Below are 18,973 nucleotides of genomic sequence, written 5' to 3' on the forward strand. Positions count from 1 at the left end.
GGTCTTGCCGCCTGTTGTCGGCGGGCGGGTGTGCGTATAATCGGCCACTTTATGAGCAAGAAGCGTGCTATGCAGCTGGTTCGAGGCCTTCACAATCTGCGGCCCCAGCATCGGGACTGTGTCGCCACCATCGGCAACTTCGACGGCGTCCATCGTGGCCATCAGGCCATCCTGGCGCGCCTGCGCGAGCGTGCGGCCGAGTTGGGGCTGCCCAGTTGCGTGGTGATTTTCGAGCCGCAACCCCGTGAGTTCTTCGCCCCGCTGACGGCGCCGGCGCGCCTGACCCGGTTGCGCGACAAGCTTGCGCTGCTGGCCGAAGAGGGCGTCGACCGGGTGCTGTGCCTGGCGTTCAACCCGCGCCTGCGCGAGCTGAGCGCGGCCGAGTTCGTCCGCGAGGTGTTGGTCGACGGCCTGGGCGTGCGCCATCTCGAGGTCGGCGATGACTTCCGCTTCGGTTGCGATCGCGCCGGTGACTTCGCCTTTCTCGCCGAGGCCGGAGCCCAACAGGGCTTTACCGTCGAGGCCGCGGCCACGGTCGAGCTGAACGGCGGCCGGGTCAGCAGCACGCGGGTGCGTGAGGCCCTGGCCAGCGGCGATTTCGCCCTCGCCGAACAGCTGCTCGGGCGTCCGTTCCAGATTGCCGGACGGGTGCTGCACGGGCAGAAGCTGGGCCGCCAGCTGGCCGCGCCGACGGCCAATATCCAGCTCAAGCGCCGCCGCGTGCCCCTGACCGGGGTCTACCTGGTCAGTACCCGGGTGGACGGCCAGGCCTGGCCGGGCGTGGCCAATATCGGCGTGCGGCCGACAGTGGCCGGGGATGGCAGCGCCCATCTGGAAGTGCATCTGCTGGATTTTGCCGGCGACCTGTATGGCCGGCGTTTGACGGTGGCGTTCCACCACAAGCTGCGCGACGAGCAGCGATTCGCCTCACTCGAGGCCCTGAAGACGGCAATTGCTGCCGATATTGCCGCCGCCCGTGCCCATTGGCAGGGCCAACCGCTTAAGTGAAGAGCCTGAGATGACCGACTACAAAGCCACGCTAAATCTGCCTGATACCCAGTTTCCGATGAAAGCCGGCCTGCCGCAGCGCGAGCCGCACACACTGCAGCGCTGGAACGACATCGGCCTGTATCAGAAGCTGCGGCAGATTGGCGAGGGACGGCCGAAGTTCGTCCTGCACGACGGCCCGCCCTACGCCAACGGCAGCATTCACATCGGCCACGCGGTCAACAAGATCCTCAAGGACATCATCACCCGTTCCAAGACCCTGTCCGGCTTCGACGCGCCCTACGTGCCGGGCTGGGACTGCCACGGCCTGCCGATCGAGCACAAGGTGGAAACCACCCACGGCAAGCACCTCTCCGCCGACCAGACCCGCGAGCTGTGCCGCGCCTACGCCGCCGAGCAGATCGAAGGGCAGAAGGCCGACTTCATTCGCCTGGGCGTGCTCGGCGACTGGGACAACCCCTACAAGACCATGGCGTTCGCCAACGAGGCCGGCGAGATCCGCGCCCTGGCCGAGATGGTCAAGCAGGGCTTCGTGTTCAAGGGGCTGAAACCGGTCAACTGGTGTTTCGACTGCCGCTCGGCCCTGGCCGAGGCCGAGGTCGAGTACGCCGACAAGCAATCGCCGACCATCGATGTCGGCTTCCCGGTCGAGGACGCCGACAAGCTGGCCGCGGCCTTCGGCCTGAGCGGCCTGGCCAAGACCGCCTACCTGGTGATCTGGACCACCACGCCCTGGACCATCCCGGCCAACCAGGCGCTGAACGTCCATCCGGAGTTCGACTACGCCCTGGTCGACACCGGCGACAAGCTGCTGCTGTTGGCCGAGGAACTGGTGGACAGCTGCCTGCAGCGCTACGGCCTGCAGGGCGAGGTGATCGCCCGGGCCAAGGGCGAGGCACTGGAGCTGATCCGCTGCCGTCACCCCTTCTACGAGCGCTTCTCGCCCATCTACCTGGCCGACTACGTGGCCCTGGACGCCGGCACCGGCATCGTCCACTCGGCCCCGGCCTACGGCGAGGACGACTTCCATTCGTGCAAGCGCTACGGCATGCACAACGACGACATCCTCAACCCGGTGCAGAGCAACGGCGTCTATGCCGAGTCGCTGCCGTTCTTCGGCGGCCAGTTCATCTGGAAGGCCAACCCGGCGATCGTCGACAAGCTGGCCGAGGTCGGCTGCCTGCTGGCCCACGAGAAGGTCAACCACAGCTACATGCACTGCTGGCGGCACAAGACCCCGCTGATCTACCGCGCCACCGCGCAGTGGTTCGTCGGCATGGACAGGCAGTCGGCCCAGGGCAGCACCCTGCGCGAGCGCGCCATCGCCGGCATCGAGCAGACCGCCTTCGTCCCCGCCTGGGGCCAGGCACGCCTGCACGGCATGATCGCCGGGCGCCCTGACTGGTGCATCTCGCGCCAGCGCAACTGGGGCGTGCCGATCCCCTTCTTCCTGCACAAGGAAAGCGGCGAGCTGCACCCGCGCACCGCCGAGTTGATGGAGGCCGTGGCCCAGCGGGTCGAGCAGCAGGGCATCGAGGCCTGGTTCCAGCTGGACGCCGCCGAACTGCTCGGCGACGAGGCGGCGCAGTACGACAAGATCAGCGACACCCTGGACGTCTGGTTCGACTCGGGCACCACCCACTGGCACGTGCTGCGCGGCTCGCATTCGCTCGGTCATGCCAGCGGCCCCCGCGCTGACCTCTACCTGGAAGGCTCCGACCAGCACCGCGGCTGGTTCCATTCCTCCCTGCTGACCGGCTGCGCCATCGACGGCCATGCGCCTTACAAGGCGCTGCTGACCCATGGCTTCGTGGTCGACGAGAACGGCCGCAAGATGTCCAAGTCCCTGGGCAACGTGGTGGCGCCCCAGGAGGTCAACGACAGCCTGGGCGCCGACATCCTGCGCCTGTGGGTAGCCTCGTCCGATTACTCCGGCGAGATGGCCGTGTCCAAGACCATCCTGCAGCGCAGTGCCGACGCCTACCGACGCATCCGCAACACCGCGCGCTTCCTGCTCTCCAACCTCAGCGGCTTCGACCCGGCGCAGCACTTGCTGCCCGAAACCGAGATGCTGGCGCTGGACCGCTGGGCGGTCGACCGTGCCCTGCTGCTGCAGCGCGAGATCGAGGAGGCCTACGACAGCTACCGCTTCTGGAACGTCTACCAGAAGGTGCATAACTTCTGCGTGCAGGAGTTGGGCGGCTTCTACCTCGACATCATCAAGGACCGTCAGTACACCACCGCCGCCAACAGCGTGGCGCGACGCTCCTGCCAGACCGCGCTGTTCCATATCGCCGAGGCGCTGGTGCGCTGGATCGCGCCGATCCTGTCCTTCACCGCCGACGAGATCTGGCAGTACCTGCCGGGCGAGCGCAACGAGTCGGTCATGCTCAACGGCTGGTATCAGGGCCTGAGCGAACTGCCCCAGGGCTTCGAGCTGGACCGCGCCTTCTGGGAGCGGGTCATGGCGGTCAAGGTGGCGGTGAACAAGGAACTGGAGAACCAGCGCAGCGCCAAGACCATCGGCGGCAACCTGCAGGCCGAGGTGACGGTCTATGCCGAAGATGCGCTGATCGCCGACCTGCACAAGCTGGGCAACGAGCTGCGTTTCGTGCTGATCACCTCCACCGCCAGCCTGGCACCGCTGGCCAATGCGCCGGGCGATGCGGTGGACACCGAAGTGGCCGGCCTCAAACTCAAGGTGGTCAAGTCCGCCCACGCCAAGTGCGGCCGCTGCTGGCACCACCGCGAGGACGTCGGTAGCCATGCGGCGCACCCGGAAATCTGCGGGCGCTGCGTGGACAACATCGAAGGCGCCGGCGAGGTTCGCCACTATGCCTAATGCCAGCCGTTATGGACGCCTGGCTTGGTTGTGGCTGAGCCTGTTGGTGTTCGTGGTCGACCAGGCCAGCAAGCTGTATGCCGAGGATGTGCTGACCCTCTACCAGCAGGTGGTGGTGATCCCCGACTACTTCAGCTGGACCTTGGCCTATAACACCGGCGCCGCCTTCAGCTTCCTGGCCGGCGCGTCCGGCTGGCAGCGCTGGTTCTTCGCCGCCGTCGCCCTGGTGGTCAGCGTGGTTCTGGTGATCTGGCTCAAGCGCCTGAAACCCGAGGAAACCTGGCTGGCCGCCGCGCTGGCCCTGGTGCTCGGCGGCGCCCTGGGCAATCTGGTCGACCGGGTGCTGCTCGGCCATGTGGTCGATTTCATCCTGGTGCACTGGCAACACCGCTGGTATTTCCCGGCGTTCAACTTCGCCGACACCGCCATCACCCTCGGCGCCATCCTCCTGGCGCTGGATATGTTCAAGAGCAACAAGTCCGGAGAAGTCGCCCATGACTGACCTACGCATCGGCCCGGACAAGGAAGTCACCCTGCATTTCGCCCTCAAGCTGGAAAACGGCGAGGTGGTGGACAGCACCGAAGGCAAAGCCCCGGCCACCTTCAGGGTCGGCGACGGCAACCTGTTGCCGGGCTTCGAGTCCGCGTTGTTCGGCTTCAAGGCCGGCGACAAGCGCACCGTGCAGGTGCTGCCGGAGCAGGGCTTCGGCCAGCCCAACCCGCAGAACGTGCAATCGATGCCGCGTTCGCAGTTTCAGGACATGGAGCTGTCCGAAGGCCTGCTGGTGATCTTCAACGACGCCGCCAACGCCGAGCTGCCGGGAGTGGTCAAGGCCTTCGACGAGGCCCAGGTGACCATCGATTTCAACCATCCGCTGGCCGGCAAGACGCTGAACTTCGAGGTGGAAATCATCGAGGTCAAGGCGCTCTGAGGGCTCCGGGGCCGTTCAGCCGGTTCCTCTGAGCGGCCATTCGCCCGCAGTCTGCGGGCGGCGTTACACTCCCTATTCCCGCTTCGCGCCGAGATTCACGCCCATGCACATCAAACTCGCCAACCCTCGCGGCTTCTGCGCCGGCGTCGATCGCGCCATCGAGATCGTCAATCGAGCCCTGGAGGTGTTCGGCCCGCCGATCTACGTGCGCCACGAGGTGGTGCACAACAAGTTCGTGGTCGAGGACCTGCGCGCCCGCGGCGCGGTGTTCGTCGAGGAGCTGGACCAGGTGCCGGACGACGTCATCGTCATCTTCAGCGCCCACGGCGTGTCCCAGGCGGTGCGCAACGAGGCCGAGCGGCGCGGCCTGAAGGTGTTCGACGCCACCTGCCCGCTGGTCACCAAGGTGCACATGGAAGTGGTGCGCTACAGCCGCGAAGGCCGCGAGTGCATCCTCATCGGCCACGCCGGGCACCCGGAGGTCGAGGGCACCATGGGCCAGTACGACGCCAGCAACGGCGGCGCCATCTACCTGGTGGAGGACGAGGCGGACGTGCAGCGCCTGCAGGTGCGCAACCCGCAGGCCCTGGCCTTCGTCACCCAGACCACCCTGTCGATGGATGACACCAGCAAGGTGATCGACGCCCTGCGCCGCAAGTATCCCGACATCGGCGGCCCGCGCAAGGACGACATCTGCTACGCCACCCAGAACCGCCAGGACGCGGTCAAGCAGCTGGCCGCCGAGTGCGACGTGCTGCTGGTAGTCGGCAGCCCCAACAGCTCCAACTCCAACCGCCTGCGCGAGCTGGCCGAACGCATGGGCACCCCGGCCTACCTGATCGACGGCGCCGAAGACCTCAAGCGAGAGTGGTTCGATGGCGTTTCCGGCATCGGCATCACCGCCGGCGCCTCGGCGCCGGAAGTGCTGGTGCGCGGCGTGGTCAGCCAGCTGCAGGCCTGGGGGGCGAAAGGGGAGAGCGAGTTGGAGGGGCGCTTGGAGAATGTGACCTTTTCCATGCCGAAGGAGCTGCGGGTGAAGGCTATCTGACTCATTCCCGAGTCGCTCGGTGGGGGATGCTGTTGCGTCAGAGTGACAATTTATCGATTGGGACTAGGAAAACTGCAATTGCCTCCCAAAGAAGAATGCCCGTAACAACTGTTACGGGCATTCTTTTTGGGCTTATTAGCTGGCTGGTATTGTAGGGGCAGTCTTGGCTGGACTCTGGTTACCAACAGTCCTGTACGGTCAGTGTGCCTGTTTCACCTTTGGTGCCTCGGCTGTCCAATGATAGGTTTCCGCATTGGGTATCGTTCGCCTGTGCGCCTGCTCGCGTAGCGGTTAACTGCACGCAGTCGGCGATGCCGCCACCGCAGGCCTGGGCGCTGATGGTGTAGCGTCCCTCGTTCGAAGGAACTGCCGCATCTGCCGCCACACCATAGCCCAGGCCACCTGCGCCTAGATTGGTGACATAGGTCTGGTTTTGCGAAAAGAAGCGCTCCTGCGCTTGCAGGATTTCCATCAGCTTGGCCTGGCCGTCGGAGCGCCCCGACTTAAGTACATAGCTCTGGTAGCTCGGGTAGGCAATCGCGGCAAGAATGCCGACGATTGCTACCGCAATCATGAGCTCAATCAGGCTGAAGCCTCTTTGGGTCATCAATTTTCTCTCCAGTAAGTGGCTTTTACGGCATCGCCGGCTCGACAGAGCTCTACGCCGTCGACGCAGTCTGGATCGAGCACCTCGGTGCCGGTCACAATGGTAGGGGCGCCATCTCCTCCGATAAGGACTGCGGGAGACGCTGGGATGCCCGAGCGCTGCAGGTCGAAACTACGAACCGGTGTCTTGGTGCCACTGACCGTCTCAGTGAACACTGCGCTGGCGTCCCGCAAACTTAGAGCGTAGGTCCGGCCCCGACCCACGTCCGATCCACAGGCCGAAACGGCTTGGCCGCGGGGGCTGAAGGAGCTGAACAGCACCGTGCCGCGGAAGGAAATCGAGGTGGAGAGCACCTTTTCTCCCTTCGGCAAGCGCAAATAGAAGCCCTTGCTCGCATCCAGCAGAGCCATGTTGGGTGTATAGCTGTTGCCGGGCGTCAGCTGAGCGTATTTTTCGTTGATCTTGATGCGTAGAGCGGGAAGGCCTGTGTCTGGATCACTGGCTTTAGCCAGGGCCTTGTCGATGAGGAATTGATAGGCGTCGAAATAGGCCAGCAAATCGGGAGCGGCCAGCAGCTGGGCTTCGGCATATTGCGCGTCCGAGAGTAGTCCGCTGTCATGGTCGTAGGCCTTGGCTGCCAGGGTATCGGCTTCGTCCTGATATCCCTTGCCTGTGCTGGTGAAGCCGTCACGTTCGGCCGCCAGGGCGTCGATAACTGCCAGGGTGCTGGCCTCGTTGTTGGCCGTCTGAAGCAAGGCGTCACGCTTGCTTGCCTCCTCCCTGGCCAAAAGCTCGCTGGTGCTGAGCGTCGGCGAACCGGCAAGGCCGATGCTGCTTTCCAGCGCGTCTAGTGCCGTCTGAAGAGCCGCTGCGATTGCCGTGGCATCACCGCTGGCAAGCGCATCGTTGACTTCATCGAGGCGGACGACGACCTGTGGCGGGGTGGCGCTGTTGAGTTCGGTACGCTTGTTCACGTATGAGCTGTCGGCGTAATTCTGCCTGAGCGTCGTGAGCTCGGCTTCCAGTGCTGGGATCTGGTCGGAGGGGTAGCTGGGATCGGCCTTGGCGGCGATGATCTGATCCTCCTTGCTGAGGACTTGGCCATAGGCGGAATCCACGGCGTACTGCAGGTTGATCAGTTTTTCATATTCCAGGGCCATGCGATCGCGTTGAGTTGCCAGGTTGGCCGCTGCGGAGTCGTCCCGAAGTGCATTGTCACGCGCCAGCACCGCGTCGTCTCGGGCGGTGGTGGCCGAGTCCCTGATCGCTTGCTTGCTGGCGGCATCCGCCGCGGAGCTATCTGCCGTGCTCTGGGCTGTCAGGTAGTTCTGGTTGGCACTGTCCGCGGTCTGTTGCAGGGGCGCGCGATCATTCTGTGCCTGCAGCAGGTCTGCTTCGGCCTGATTGTACGCGTCGAATTCAGTACCTGACCCCGGGCTCCCTGCAGCCACCCAATCGGCCTTCTTCTGATCCCTATCCGCCTCTTTGCCCTGAATCAGGGTGTCCTGATCGGCCAGTGCCTGATCGGCCGCCTGCTTGTCTTGCTGGGCCTGGGCGGCTGTCGCGGCGTCGGTGTCGGCAGTCGTCTGCGCGGCGTTGTAGGCTGTGGTGGCGTCACTCAAGGCGGTTTCGGCGTCATCGGCAGCGGTCGTGAGTGCGACGGCGTCGGTGCTGTCGGCAGTAGCCTGCGCCTCCGCGCGGGCCTGCTCGACCGCGGCCAGTACGTCATGTGCACGGGTCACGCTGTCCTGGAGGATGCTCTGTTGACGCGTATTGGGTGCATGCTCTGCCAGGTACGGGTCGTTCGCCAGAATGGAGTCGATCTGCTTCTGTCTGGCGTTGGCGTCGCTGTATGCCTGTATCGCTGCGTTCTGTTTGGCGGTGTGGCCGATGCCGGCCTTGTAGGCCGTGAAGTTATCCTGGGCGTCCTTGAGCCCCTGATTGAGTGCAGCCATCTGGGCTTCGAGGGCGGCGATGTCGCTGAGTATCTGTGTGGCCTGAGCATCCGTCAGGTTGACGCTGGATACATCGACCAAGTCGCCTTCAACGATGCTGGTGTAGCTGCCGGGCCTAGTGATTACGTTGAAATCGCGCAGTACATAGAAACGATCATTGGTGTCTTCGTTGAGTGGGCTTTCGCGGAAGCCCGAGCCCAGCGAGATGGTGAAGTAGGTCTTGCCGCCGCGCTCGCGCAGCAGCGCGACATCTGGGGCGGTGAAGAAACGACGGTTGTCCGCCGCAGTTGTGCCGGCCAGACTGGCGATGCGGCCACCGGTGGCGAAGGCATCGGCACCAATGGCGTTGGCGCCGGTGTTGGCACTGTTGAAGTCGAAGCGGAACACCTGGCCGCGCAGGTCCGAGGCATAGATGATGTCGACGAGTCCATCGCCATCGACGTCGACGATGGTCGGGTCAGCCGGCATGCTATTGGTCATGTTGGCCACCTGCAGATTGGCCGTGGTGTCGCCGACGTTGCCGGCGCGCCAGATCAGCTTTCCGGTGTCGGCATCGGCAATGAACAGGCCGTTGCCAATATCGTCGTTCTTCGGGGCATTGGTGCCGACGTTGTCCTGATCCAGATCATAACCACCGGTAAAGACCAATACCTTGGTGCTGACACCATTGAGTTTGATCTTGGCCAGTTTCGGCGTCGAGAAGGTCTGGCCGAGCTTTTCATAGCCGGGCGTGAATCCGGTCGTGGCATTGACATAGGAGCCGTTGGCCAGTTTGGTCTGGGCCGGCCCCTTGATTACCCATTTCAGCCGAGGCGCATCAATGTTGGTGACGTCCAGGGCGTAGTAGTTGCTACCGCCGCGTCGCATGCCAGCGTAGAGGTAGGCCTTGGAAATCGAGCGGGTTTTATTGGTGGTGTTGAGGGAGCCGTACTCGGTCCATAAATTGATCTGACCGTCCATGCCGTACTTCTTGGTCCCTGAGCCCTTGGCGTCCTTCAAGTAGGCGCCAGGGTTGCCCAGTAGCTCCTTGGGGATAAAGGCGAACTTTTCCGCGCCGTTGGTCGGGTCGATGGCATGGATAAAGCCTTCGTTGGAGCCGAAGAACATATACAGCTGTTCTGGTGAGGCCTGGTAGTCTGGATCGGATTGCGGTTTCTGCGAATTGCTCACCCGGACCAGGTCTTCGTCGGTGGTGTAGGCGACAAGCCTGGGCTCGTTGTGCAACACATCGCCGACAGCTAGGCGTGCCGTGCCATTGGCGTTCTTGCCACGGGCCCAGTTGATGAAGCTGCTGCGTTCGGTGCTGTTGGTGGCGCCGAGCATCCCCTGGGTTACCGCGCCGTTGCTATCGAGCACTCGATGAGCGGTGGCGTCGAGGGCCGCGGAGTCGGTAACACCGTTGCTGGCCGTCGGAGTTCTGTCGGCGGCGGTCCAGGTCAGAAGCTTGCGGCTGTCTGGATCGAGTAGCCGTCCAGCTACGCCGCCTTTAGAGACGTCTTGGCCGTCGACGGAAGACCAGAAGCTGGAGGCGTTGTCCCTGAAGAAACCGGTGCTGCTATCTATTGCCGCATTGCCGTTCTTGTCGACGATCAGTGGGTTACCGCTGCTGTCTTTAGTCAGTTTGTAACGCTTGACGTTGCCAGGCCAGCGTGCGCCTTCGGCGGGGCGGAACAGGGCATAGTACAGGTCGTTGCGATAGCCCAGATTGTTGAAGGCACTTACCGCCACGCTGGGGGCGGCGAAGGTGGTGTTCTCCGCCGTGATGTCGACGACGATCTCTTTAAGGGCATCGGTGAGCCCGGACACGTTGTCAGAGGTGTAGTACTTGCCGCCACCTGCATCGGCGGCGTTTTTCAGCAATGGAAGATCGACCGTGAAACCGACGAAGTGCGAAGTCACCGTTTGCTCACGGTTGGTCGGGTCAGAAAAGGGCGTCGGGGCCGGGTACAGGTCCTGGCTGGACATATATTCGGCCAGGTGGGGCAGGCAGGCGCCATTACCATTGCCACAGGTTGAGCTGGGATAACTAATATTCTTCCCGTTGACCAAGGTGCGAACAGCCGCGTTAGAGGCGGTGTCCTGAGTGGGGGCGCCGTCTGTCAGGTAAATGATGTGGGACTTTTGGCAGCTATGCTCGACCGGGGTGATGTACTTTTCACCGGAACGTGATGCGGAAACGCTTTTGTCGCCCCATTTGCGATTACTACCCGTCATATACAGGTACGACTCGTAGTAGGTTTCCAGAAGTGGGGTATTGCCGGAGGCCGGGATAGCGTTAACGACCGTTTTGACTGCACTGGCATTGGTGTTGGTTAGGCGTTGTAGGGGGCTGATCACGTAACCGCCATCATTGCCGTCGAAGCGCATAAAGCCGACCCTGACGTTTTCCTTGGCCTTGAGTTCGTCGATCAGATTATTCACAACCTCCTTCATGACTTGGTTGCGCGTTTTACCCCCGGTGTTTGGAACTTGGGAACCCATCGAGCCGGAGGAGTCGAGTACGAACAATATGTTCGGAGGGACCTGTTGATCTGCCGGCAGGTCTTTAGGAACGTAGATCTCTGTATCGTCCCCGAGGGCTGCTTGGAGCGACAGCAGGCTGTAAATAAATGCACCGACGCCGATGGCAACTGGCTTAAATATCTTCATGGCAAGTCTCCAGTCCCTGACCTAGTAAATAGTGAACTTGATGATCTTGTTCGGGGCATGGTTGGTGACGGTAATCAGTCCCGACCAGTCTGCCTTGGTGCCGATCTGTTCGATGGGGCGTGGCTGCTCATCAATAACCAGTTGAGTGTCGGCACCGAACGTCATGATCTCGGGGGCGCACTCCTGGCAGCGATAGACGATGACGCGGCCGAGGTTCTCGCCTGATGGACTCCAGTTGACAATGAAGTGCTCTACTTCAATGGCCTCCTCTAGTCGTTCAGAACTGGCTTCCTCGGCATGTGCCGAAAGAGTTAAGGTCAGGAGGCATGTCAATACTGAGATAATGGCTTTCATGTTGGTTGCCTCACTTGTTGTTCTGGAAGGTGATGCCTTGGGACTGCCAAGAGTAAGTGCCGCCAGCTAGCTCTGCGGTGGTGTTCATCTCGTAGCTGATACAGACAAACTTCTCGACGCTCGAACCGTCGTCGCAGATTTTGTCCTGGGTGAAGCGCACGGTGTTTTTATCCGCGTTTATGTTGCTCATTTTCGGAGTTATTTTGATCGGTAGGAGTGTCGTAGTCGGCAACGAGGCGAGCGTCGGGTCGGCGAGTAAATCTGCGGGTTGGCGGGGGGCCACGCCCTTACCCATTGCCTGCAGCAAGGGATCTATGTTGGCCTGGTTGGCGTTGAATGCCAGCAACTGCGCGCGTAGTTCGCTCTGGGCCTGCTGGAAGGTCTGGTTGCGCAGTTGGGTGTTGCTGGCCATGCGCTCCTCGAAGGTTGAAAAGCGCATGGCGGTTACGCCGGCCATCGTCAGGATGAGCAGGAACACCAGCGCGACGATCAGGGTCGCTCCAACTTGCGCTTGCGCAAAACTTAGTGAGCGTCGGGTCATGATGGCCTCAGTCGGTGTTCTTGAGCTGGATGGTGGTGGTGAAAATCTGTCGGGCTCGGTTGTCGGAGCCAAGGTTCGCCAGAGTCAGCGGTGTAGCATCGAGCAAAACGTACTGAAGGTTGTTGGCCGGCGGCGGGGTGACCGGGTCAATGGAGTTGGCGAGTACGGCTATTCGTACTGAACGGACTCGGTTCCAGTTGGTGACCCGGTTGGCTGAGACATACTGATTAGCACTGCGAGAATCGCCGCTTGTATCGATGCCATACAGAACCTGCAGGCGATCAATGCCGTCGACCAATGCTTGCAGGTTAGGCCCCGCGTTCCATTGTCCGGTTGCCGAGTTGTAACGCCAGGCGCGACAACCCAGGGCTGCCGGAGCACTGGCCGTGGCCGGTATGATCGCGAAGTGGTTGATGACCAACTGATCATTGCCGACGACCTCGTTACCGCCGCAATCGCGCCGTTTGCCGTCGATTATCGGCGGTTGCATGACGAAGCCGATACTGTCCGAAACGCTACCACCGCCTTCGGTCGAGCACACGGTGGCCGGTGTTGTGCCGGGCAGCCCGGTGCAGGATGTCGCTGCGATTGGCTGCGGCTTATCGCCCAGGTAAATGGGCTCTACGTAGCCGGCATTGCGGGCGCTACGGGAAATGAACTCGAGGGCGAACCGGCCGTTCTCCTGCATGCGGCCTATGGCTTCATTGGCCGCGTAGGTTTGCCGGCTGGACAGGAACACCTGAATGATGCCGGTCATGAGTAGCAGTCCCAGAACCAGGGCGACCATCAGCTCTACGATTGAAAAGCCGGCTTGAAGTTGGCGCAGCTTGCGGGGGTCAGTCATCTCTGCACCTTCAGCTCGGTAGTTTCGGATGTTTTCGCGCCGGAACCCTTGGCGCTTTCCGCCTTGCTCAGCCAATGCCCTTTGATGGTCAGGACATTGTTGGCATTGGTTAGGGTCAGGGAGGCACCAGCAGCTGGCGCGTTGACGAAGTCACGACTCGTATAGCGCCCGCTGATGCCGTTGAAGGGGGCGACACTGGCATAACTGCACTGTGCCTCCCAGCGGTCGAAGGCGGCCATCTGGCTGGCGGTGCAGTTTGCGGCGTTTACCTTGGCACCACCTTGAGGGCTATAGTGGTCGGCGCACATGGTGGCCGGCGCGGCAGTGCAATCGGGGGCAGTCGCGTAATCCCCCGCGGTGCCTTCCGGGTTAGCGCGTATGCGCTCGGCGATGTCCTGCAGAATCCAGGTGGTCTGGGAGCGTTGGGCGCTGTCTGTTGCGCCTTGCAGGGCATTCAACTGCAAGGCCGCCAAGCCGAGCATGCCGACTGTAAATACGAGCAGCGTGACGAGTACCTCGATCAGTGAACTGCCCATTTGCGAATGGCTGTGGTTGAGCATTGCAGGTTCCTGGCTGTTAGCACGCAGTATCACGTGGGACTTTTCTGAGGCTTGGGCGCCCCTGGAGACTGAGGTCGATGCAGCGGGCGTCATTGCCGGTCGCCTTGAGGCGGGGGGATGTGACGGTAAAGGGGCGGTTGCTTATAACGGTGCCGTCGCGTTTGAAGGTCAGCTTTGGATTGGACGCCAGAAAGTCGCTGGTGATGGCTACAGAAGAGGCTCCGGAAAAGGAGCGCAGGCGATCATTGTGCGTGCAGTTGATCATGGATTCCGGGCCCACGCACCAGCCATCACTCCACCCGGTGGTGCTGTTCGTTGCAGGTAGCACCACGATGTTGGCGTTGCGTTTGGCGGCTTCTGCCCGAGCAAAACTCATCGCCAGCATCAGCTCGCTGGCCTGTCCACTGACTCGTTGGCGAATGACGAAGTCGCCCATGGCAGGTGCTGCAAGGCTGACAATGACCCCCAGAAGAGCGATGGAGATCATAAGTTCAATGAGGGTGAATCCTTTGACGCTACGCATGGGGTATCTCACGGATAATCTTCCATGCTGATGCTGGTGTGCAGGACTCGGCTATTCAAGTTTCCTTGGATGGCTGGCCGAATAGCGGGACTAAGTGGTTGGGCTTTTCGTGCAAGGTTGTTCGATCTTGGCAGATCGAGTGCGCCCCTGACGGCTGATGATCAGGCTCAAGCTCTGTTGAACGGTCGGGTGGCATAGGGTAAAGGTCCCGTTGCTGACGAAGGTATGTCCCATGGCGTTGAAGTGAATGGAGTTCGTTGGCTTCATTCCGCGCCAGCTCAGCAAGAGGCGAGCATCGACGTCAATCCGATTGATAGCCTGTTCACCAGGGTCGATCCTCCGGTTTCCGTTTGGGTCGAAAAAAACCGTTATGTTGTCGGCCCATTGGCTTTGGCAGTTGCCGTCATCTGCCAGTGAACAGATTGTGATGCGCTCCCTGTAGGAAAGCGCATCATGTCTGGCACGGCTTACCAGAAGTCGTAGTTCGCTCTGAGTGTTGATAAGTTGTTGCTTGACAAGCAGGCTGGCGAGGGGGGAAACGCTGAAGCTCAAAGCTGTGACTACGGCGAGAGTCGCTAGCATCTCGACCAGAGATACTCCACTAGATGTATTGACGTTCATCCTGAACACCTGACTGCTTCCTTTCGGGCTCAATTATTGTGGCGCTCTGTCGAGAATGCGCCTGGGCCTAATGCAGTGTTGTTATGTAAGTATTTGACGATGGAATGCGTGCGAATGATGCGAGCTTGTGTGGTTGGCGGTGGTGCGATGGGGTTGCTCACGGCGTTGAATCTGGCGACGCAGGGCGCAGAGGTGGTGCTGATCGAGCGAGCAGAAGCCGGCCAAGAGTCCTCCTGGGCCGGTGGCGGCATCGTTTCACCGCTCTATCCCTGGCGCTACAGCCCGGCGGTCACCGCGCTTGCCCATTGGTCCCAGGATTTCTATCCGCGCTTAGGCGATCAGTTGCTGTCCGAGACCGGTATCGATCCCGAGGTGCATGTCACCGGTTTGTACTGGCTGGATCTCGAGGATGAGGCCGAGGCGTTGGCCTGGGCTGGGCGCGAAGGGCGTCCCTTGCGGCAGGTCGAGATGAATGCCGTGTACAAAGGGGTTCCGGCTCTGGCGCGGGGGTTTAGCCATGCGGTGCAGATGCTTGGCGTGGCCAATGTGCGCAACCCGCGTCTGGTCAAGGCGCTACGCACGGCGTTGCTCAAACTGTCGAACGTTACCCTGCATGAACAGTGCGAAGTGACGGGTTTTGCCTGCGAAGCGAGTCGGATAGTAGGGGTGAATACGACTGCAGGTGAGGTCCGTGGAGACCATGTGGTGGTCGCAGCCGGCGCCTGGAGTGGCGAGCTGCTCAAGGGGCTGGGCATCGAGTTGCCGGTGGCGCCGGTGAAGGGGCAGATGATTCTGTACAAATGTGCCGAGGATTTTTTGCCGAGTATGGTGTTAGCCAAGGGGCGTTACGCGATTCCACGGCGCGACGGCCACATTCTGATCGGCAGTACGCTGGAACATGCAGGTTTCGACAAGACCCCCACCGAGGCGGCCCTGGCCAGCCTCAAGGCTTCTGCCGAGAGCTTGTTGCCAGCGCTGGCAGGTGCTGAGGTGGTGGGGCATTGGGCGGGCCTGCGTCCGGGTTCGCCGGAAGGGATACCCTTTATTGGTCCGGTGCCCGGGTATGAAGGGCTGTGGCTGAACTGCGGCCATTATCGCAACGGCCTGGTGCTGGCCCCGGCATCCTGCCAACTCTTGGCCGACCTGTTGCTGGGGCGCACGCCGATCATCGACCCCGCTCCCTATGCGCCGGCAGGGCGTTTGCGCTGACGGGTTGAGGCCTCGCGGGACTGCCGCCCGGCGCCTCAACGGGGCAGAGGCCTCAATCGATCCCCAGCTTCTTCAGCCGGTAGCGCATCGAGCGGAAGGTCAGGCCCAGGCGCTGGGCGGCGGCGGTGCGGTTCCAGCGGGTTTCTTCGAGCGCCTGCATGATCAGCTTGCGCTCGATGTCTTCCAGGTGGTCTTCCAGGTTGTCGATTTGCGCCAGGCTGGCCTCGCCGTTCTCGCCGGGACTGCAGGCATCGCTCAGACGCAGGTCGCTGGCGCTGATGCGGTCGTCCTCGCACAGGGTGTAGGCGCGTTCGAGCATGTTCTCCAGCTCGCGCACGTTGCCGGGGAAGCGGTAGCTCTTGAGCTTCTCCAGGGCCTCGGTCTCGAGTTGGGCGAGGCTCAGGCCGGTGTCTGCGGCCAGGCGCTTGAGCATGGCCGTGGCCAGTTGGGCGATGTCTTCGCGGCGCTCGCGTAGCGGCGGCACGCGTAGCTCGATGACGTTGAGGCGGTAGTAGAGGTCCTGGCGGAAGCGTTCGGCGGCCACTTCCGCGGCCAGGTCCTTGTGGGTGGCGCAGAGGATGCGCACATCGACCACCGCCTCCTGCTGGCCACCGACCGCGCGCACGGCCTTCTCCTGGATCGCCCGCAGCAGCTTGACCTGCATCGGCAGCGGCAGGTCGGCGACCTCGTCGAGGAACAGGGTGCCGCCGTTGGCGGCCTGGAACAGCCCCTGCTTGTCCTCTACGGCGCCGGTGAAGCTGCCTTTCTTGTGGCCGAAGAACTCACTCTCCATCAGCTCCGAGGGGATGGCGCCGCAGTTGACCGGAACGAAGGGCTGCTCGCTGCGCGGCCCCTGTTCGTGGATCAGGCGGGCGACCAGCTCCTTGCCGCTGCCGGACTCGCCGCTGATATACACCGGCGCCTGACTGCGGGCGAGCTTGAGGATCTGCTTGCGCAGTGTCTGCATCGGCGGTGAGTCGCCGAGCAGGCGGCTGTCCACCGGCGTGTTTTCGCCCTCGGTGGTGCGCAGGCGCAGGGCGGTGGCGACCAACTCGCGCAGGCGGCCCAGGTCCACCGGCTTGGTCAGGAAGTCGAAGGCCCCGGCCTTGAGCGCGTTGATCGCGGTGTCCAGGCTGCCGTAGGCGGTGATCATCGCCACCGGTACCTGCGGGTGGCGCTGTTGGATGTATTGCACCAGCTCCAGCCCGGTGCCGTCGGGCAGGCGCATGTCGGTCAGGCACAGGTCGAACGGCTCCTTGGCCAGCCAGTCGCGCGCCTCCTTGACGTTGCGGGCGCTGCGGGTGTCGAGCTTCATCCGGCCTAGGGTGATCTCCAGCAGTTCGCGGATATCGGGCTCGTCGTCGACGATCAGGGCTCTCTGGCGGTTCATGGTCAACTCAGCTTGCGCGGGTGGGCAAAGGTGATGCGAAAGCAGCTGCCGCCGCCCTCGCGGGATTTGTAGTCGAGGCGGGCCTGGTTGCTTTCGCACAGCTCGCGGGAAATATACAGGCCCAGGCCGGTGCCCTTGTTCTCGGTGGTGTAGAAGGGCTCGAAGATGTGCTGCAGTTGCTCGGCCGGCACGCCCGGTCCGTCGTCCAGCACCTCGAGCACCGGCAGCTCGCTGGCCGGGTCGCGGAACAGCTTGAGCCAGACCTGTCCCTGGCGGTGCTGGCGGGCGCTGTAGCGCAGGCCGTTTTGCACCAGGTTGGTCAGTACCTGGGTCAGCTGGTGCGGGTCCATGCGGGTCTGGATGGTGCCGGCCTGGGTCTCCACGTGCAGCGTCTTGCCGGGCGAAGCCGAGCTGCGGAACTCGCTGGCGAAGCGGTGCAGCCAGTATTTGAGGTCGAGCAGCTGGGGCTCGGCCTGGCGCCGGCGCGACAGCTGCAGGACGTTCTCGATCACCAGGTTCATCCGCCGCGAGTGGTCCTGGATGATCTGCGCCAGACGCTGGTCCGGGCCCTGCAGGTCTTCCGACTCCTGCAGCAGCTGCGCGGCGTGGCTGATCGCGCCGAGCGGGTTGCGGATCTCATGGGCGATACCCGCGGTCAGCCGGCCCAGGGAGGCGAGCTTGAGCTGTTGCGCCTGTTGCGCGACCTGGGAGATGTCGTCGAGGAACACCAGGGTCTCGCGTTGCTCGCCGCGCTGCAGGGGAATGAAGCTGGGCTGCAGCACCGGGCCATCGGCCAGGGCCTGCAGGTTGGCCGGGCGCAGGGTCGGGTTGTCCTGCCAGTGTTGCAGGCGCTTGACCAGCTCCGGGCAGTGCGGGTCGAGTATCTTGCCGGCCAGGGCCGCGCAGCCGAGCAGGCTCAAGGCACCCTGGTTGGCCAGGAGCACCCGGTGCTGGTCATCCAGTACCAGGATGCCGGTGCGCATGCGCTGCAGGATCAGGGCGTTGAGGGCCTCGAGGCTGGCGACGTCGGCGGCGCGCTGCTCGGCCAGGCTTTCGCTGGCGTGCAGGCGCTTGGTGATGCCCTGGACGAACAGGGCGGCGGCGAAGCACAGCGCGCCCAGGGCGCCGACCTGCACGTACTGGGCGGTTGCCGCCGGGCGGCTGAGGCTGAGGTAGAAGGTCAGGTAGATCAGGCCGATGGCGGCGACGGCGGCGATCAGCAGGCCGATGCGCCCGCGCAGCATGATATTGGCGATGGCCACCGCGACGATCAGCAGCGTGCCGATGCCGCTGGGGGTGCCGCCGGCGGCATAGAACAGGCCGGACAGCAGGATCACATCGACCAGGGCCAGGCTGAACACCTGGATCAGGCTGCGTGGCCGCTGCACCATCACCGCCACCAGGGTATTCAGGATCAGGTAGAACCAGCTGCCATTGCGGAACAGGCCCGGATGGGCCAGGTCCAGCAGCTCGCTGTCCAGGTCGCTGGAGATCAACAGGACCAGTACCAGGCCGATCGCCAGGCGGTACAGGTGATAGAGCCGCAGGATGCGTCGGCCCTGGACCCCGCCGAGAGGGAGGGACTCAGCGTTCACCGGATTTTGGGCCTTGTTGCAGATGGGCCCGGCTGCAGTACCAGTGCTCATCCTGATTGAGCGCGTGCTCGCGGGGCACATGCACGCCGCATTGAGCACAGCGCACCATGGGCGCGGGTTTGTTGTCGGTGCGTTCGGAGCGTTGTGGGGGGCGGATAAAGCGGCGCCAGAGCCAGAACGCGGCGGCGACGATGGCGATCAGGATCAACAGGCGAAACAGGCCCATAACGCTCTCTTCTCCAGTAGGGCCTGGCAGTTTAGCCAAGGACGTCGATGCCGCCCAGCGGCCAAAGCC

General features: G+C 62.9%; 17 protein-coding genes. 6 read left to right on the forward strand and 11 right to left on the reverse strand.

Annotated elements, in window-relative coordinates; translation table 11 throughout:
• The first annotated feature begins 69 nt into the window (after positions 1-69).
• The 5 genes from ribF to ispH all read left to right on the forward strand — a co-directional run bounded on the left by ribF (position 70) and on the right by ispH (position 5,830).
• Positions 70-1,008 carry a bifunctional riboflavin kinase/FAD synthetase gene (ribF, locus tag ACSX1C_RS19605; RefSeq protein WP_439887508.1) on the forward strand — a complete coding sequence of 313 codons (939 nt, stop codon included), beginning with the start codon at positions 70-72 and terminating at the stop codon, positions 1,006-1,008.
• Between the two features lie 10 nt (positions 1,009-1,018).
• Positions 1,019-3,850: an isoleucine--tRNA ligase gene (ileS, locus tag ACSX1C_RS19610; RefSeq protein WP_439887509.1), complete on the forward strand. Its 2,832-nt coding sequence runs from the start codon at positions 1,019-1,021 to the stop codon at positions 3,848-3,850.
• Complete coding sequence (lspA, locus tag ACSX1C_RS19615; RefSeq protein WP_439887510.1) at positions 3,843-4,352, forward strand: signal peptidase II; 510 nt, start codon at positions 3,843-3,845, stop codon at positions 4,350-4,352. The genes ileS and lspA overlap by 8 nt, the downstream gene beginning before the upstream one ends.
• Positions 4,345-4,782, forward strand: a complete 438-nt coding sequence (locus ACSX1C_RS19620) for an FKBP-type peptidyl-prolyl cis-trans isomerase (RefSeq protein WP_439887511.1) — start codon at positions 4,345-4,347, stop codon at positions 4,780-4,782. Before lspA ends, ACSX1C_RS19620 begins: the two co-directional genes overlap by 8 nt.
• A gap of 103 nt (positions 4,783-4,885) precedes the next feature.
• On the forward strand, positions 4,886-5,830 hold the full coding sequence (gene ispH / locus ACSX1C_RS19625; RefSeq protein ID WP_439887512.1) for a 4-hydroxy-3-methylbut-2-enyl diphosphate reductase: 945 nt from the start codon (positions 4,886-4,888) through the stop codon (positions 5,828-5,830).
• Positions 5,831-6,008: 178 nt separating this feature from the next.
• Here ispH and ACSX1C_RS19630 read toward each other — a convergent pair whose 3' ends face one another.
• The 8 genes from ACSX1C_RS19630 to ACSX1C_RS19665 form a co-directional block, all read right to left on the reverse strand.
• Positions 6,009-6,437, reverse strand: coding sequence for a type IV pilin protein (locus tag ACSX1C_RS19630; RefSeq protein ID WP_439887513.1), 429 nt, complete (start codon positions 6,435-6,437; stop codon positions 6,009-6,011).
• Positions 6,437-11,041, reverse strand: a complete 4,605-nt coding sequence (locus tag ACSX1C_RS19635; RefSeq protein WP_439887514.1) for a PilC/PilY family type IV pilus protein — start codon at positions 11,039-11,041, stop codon at positions 6,437-6,439. The genes ACSX1C_RS19630 and ACSX1C_RS19635 overlap by 1 nt, the downstream gene beginning before the upstream one ends.
• A 21-nt stretch (positions 11,042-11,062) precedes the next feature.
• Positions 11,063-11,395 carry a hypothetical protein gene (locus ACSX1C_RS19640; RefSeq protein ID WP_439887515.1) on the reverse strand — a complete coding sequence of 111 codons (333 nt, stop codon included), beginning with the start codon at positions 11,393-11,395 and terminating at the stop codon, positions 11,063-11,065.
• A 10-nt stretch (positions 11,396-11,405) separates the two neighbouring features.
• On the reverse strand, positions 11,406-11,936 hold the full coding sequence (locus ACSX1C_RS19645) for a pilus assembly PilX family protein (protein ID WP_439887516.1): 531 nt from the start codon (positions 11,934-11,936) through the stop codon (positions 11,406-11,408).
• Between the two features lie 7 nt (positions 11,937-11,943).
• Complete coding sequence (locus tag ACSX1C_RS19650; RefSeq protein WP_439887517.1) at positions 11,944-12,780, reverse strand: PilW family protein; 837 nt, start codon at positions 12,778-12,780, stop codon at positions 11,944-11,946.
• Complete coding sequence (pilV, locus tag ACSX1C_RS19655; protein WP_439887518.1) at positions 12,777-13,340, reverse strand: type IV pilus modification protein PilV; 564 nt, start codon at positions 13,338-13,340, stop codon at positions 12,777-12,779. The genes ACSX1C_RS19650 and pilV overlap by 4 nt, the downstream gene beginning before the upstream one ends.
• A gap of 16 nt (positions 13,341-13,356) precedes the next feature.
• Positions 13,357-13,863, reverse strand: a complete 507-nt coding sequence (locus ACSX1C_RS19660) for a GspH/FimT family pseudopilin (RefSeq protein WP_439887519.1) — start codon at positions 13,861-13,863, stop codon at positions 13,357-13,359.
• Positions 13,864-13,953: 90 nt separating this feature from the next.
• The gene (locus ACSX1C_RS19665) at positions 13,954-14,484 is read right to left on the reverse strand and encodes a GspH/FimT family pseudopilin (protein WP_439887520.1); all 531 of its coding nucleotides are present in this window, start codon (positions 14,482-14,484) and stop codon (positions 13,954-13,956) included.
• A gap of 99 nt (positions 14,485-14,583) precedes the next feature.
• On the opposite strand from ACSX1C_RS19665, the gene thiO reads away from it, so the two are divergent.
• Complete coding sequence (thiO, locus tag ACSX1C_RS19670) at positions 14,584-15,693, forward strand: glycine oxidase ThiO (protein ID WP_439887521.1); 1,110 nt, start codon at positions 14,584-14,586, stop codon at positions 15,691-15,693.
• 52 nt (positions 15,694-15,745) lie between these two features.
• Here thiO and ACSX1C_RS19675 read toward each other — a convergent pair whose 3' ends face one another.
• From ACSX1C_RS19675 to ACSX1C_RS19685, 3 genes are read right to left on the reverse strand one after another with little or no spacing between them, the layout of a single operon-like run.
• Positions 15,746-17,083: a sigma-54-dependent transcriptional regulator gene (locus tag ACSX1C_RS19675; protein WP_318643476.1), complete on the reverse strand. Its 1,338-nt coding sequence runs from the start codon at positions 17,081-17,083 to the stop codon at positions 15,746-15,748.
• 2 nt (positions 17,084-17,085) lie between these two features.
• Positions 17,086-18,678 carry a two-component system sensor histidine kinase NtrB gene (locus ACSX1C_RS19680; protein WP_439887522.1) on the reverse strand — a complete coding sequence of 531 codons (1,593 nt, stop codon included), beginning with the start codon at positions 18,676-18,678 and terminating at the stop codon, positions 17,086-17,088.
• Positions 18,668-18,904, reverse strand: coding sequence for a PP0621 family protein (locus tag ACSX1C_RS19685; protein WP_318643472.1), 237 nt, complete (start codon positions 18,902-18,904; stop codon positions 18,668-18,670). The genes ACSX1C_RS19680 and ACSX1C_RS19685 overlap by 11 nt, the downstream gene beginning before the upstream one ends.
• Positions 18,905-18,973: the final 69 nt, after the last annotated feature.

Source organism: Pseudomonas sp. MBLB4123 (genome assembly GCF_051904775.1).
Classification (GTDB): Bacteria; Pseudomonadota; Gammaproteobacteria; order Pseudomonadales; family Pseudomonadaceae; genus Aquipseudomonas; species Aquipseudomonas benzenivorans_B.

What these genes read in the sequence shown, in the direction of transcription:
- ribF (WP_439887508.1), top strand. Translation starts at nt 70, where the DNA reads ATGCAGCTGGTTCGAGGCCTTCACAATCTGCGGCCCCAGCATCGGGAC.
- ileS (WP_439887509.1), top strand. Translation starts at nt 1,019, where the DNA reads ATGACCGACTACAAAGCCACGCTAAATCTGCCTGATACCCAGTTTCCG.
- lspA (WP_439887510.1), top strand. Translation starts at nt 3,843, where the DNA reads ATGCCTAATGCCAGCCGTTATGGACGCCTGGCTTGGTTGTGGCTGAGC.
- ACSX1C_RS19620 (WP_439887511.1), top strand. Translation starts at nt 4,345, where the DNA reads ATGACTGACCTACGCATCGGCCCGGACAAGGAAGTCACCCTGCATTTC.
- ispH (WP_439887512.1), top strand. Translation starts at nt 4,886, where the DNA reads ATGCACATCAAACTCGCCAACCCTCGCGGCTTCTGCGCCGGCGTCGAT.
- ACSX1C_RS19630 (WP_439887513.1), bottom strand. Translation starts at nt 6,437, where the DNA reads ATGACCCAAAGAGGCTTCAGCCTGATTGAGCTCATGATTGCGGTAGCA.
- ACSX1C_RS19635 (WP_439887514.1), bottom strand. Translation starts at nt 11,041, where the DNA reads ATGAAGATATTTAAGCCAGTTGCCATCGGCGTCGGTGCATTTATTTAC.
- ACSX1C_RS19640 (WP_439887515.1), bottom strand. Translation starts at nt 11,395, where the DNA reads ATGAAAGCCATTATCTCAGTATTGACATGCCTCCTGACCTTAACTCTT.
- ACSX1C_RS19645 (WP_439887516.1), bottom strand. Translation starts at nt 11,936, where the DNA reads ATGACCCGACGCTCACTAAGTTTTGCGCAAGCGCAAGTTGGAGCGACC.
- ACSX1C_RS19650 (WP_439887517.1), bottom strand. Translation starts at nt 12,780, where the DNA reads ATGACTGACCCCCGCAAGCTGCGCCAACTTCAAGCCGGCTTTTCAATC.
- pilV (WP_439887518.1), bottom strand. Translation starts at nt 13,340, where the DNA reads ATGCTCAACCACAGCCATTCGCAAATGGGCAGTTCACTGATCGAGGTA.
- ACSX1C_RS19660 (WP_439887519.1), bottom strand. Translation starts at nt 13,863, where the DNA reads ATGCGTAGCGTCAAAGGATTCACCCTCATTGAACTTATGATCTCCATC.
- ACSX1C_RS19665 (WP_439887520.1), bottom strand. Translation starts at nt 14,484, where the DNA reads ATGAACGTCAATACATCTAGTGGAGTATCTCTGGTCGAGATGCTAGCG.
- thiO (WP_439887521.1), top strand. Translation starts at nt 14,584, where the DNA reads ATGGAATGCGTGCGAATGATGCGAGCTTGTGTGGTTGGCGGTGGTGCG.
- ACSX1C_RS19675 (WP_318643476.1), bottom strand. Translation starts at nt 17,083, where the DNA reads ATGAACCGCCAGAGAGCCCTGATCGTCGACGACGAGCCCGATATCCGC.
- ACSX1C_RS19685 (WP_318643472.1), bottom strand. Translation starts at nt 18,904, where the DNA reads ATGGGCCTGTTTCGCCTGTTGATCCTGATCGCCATCGTCGCCGCCGCG.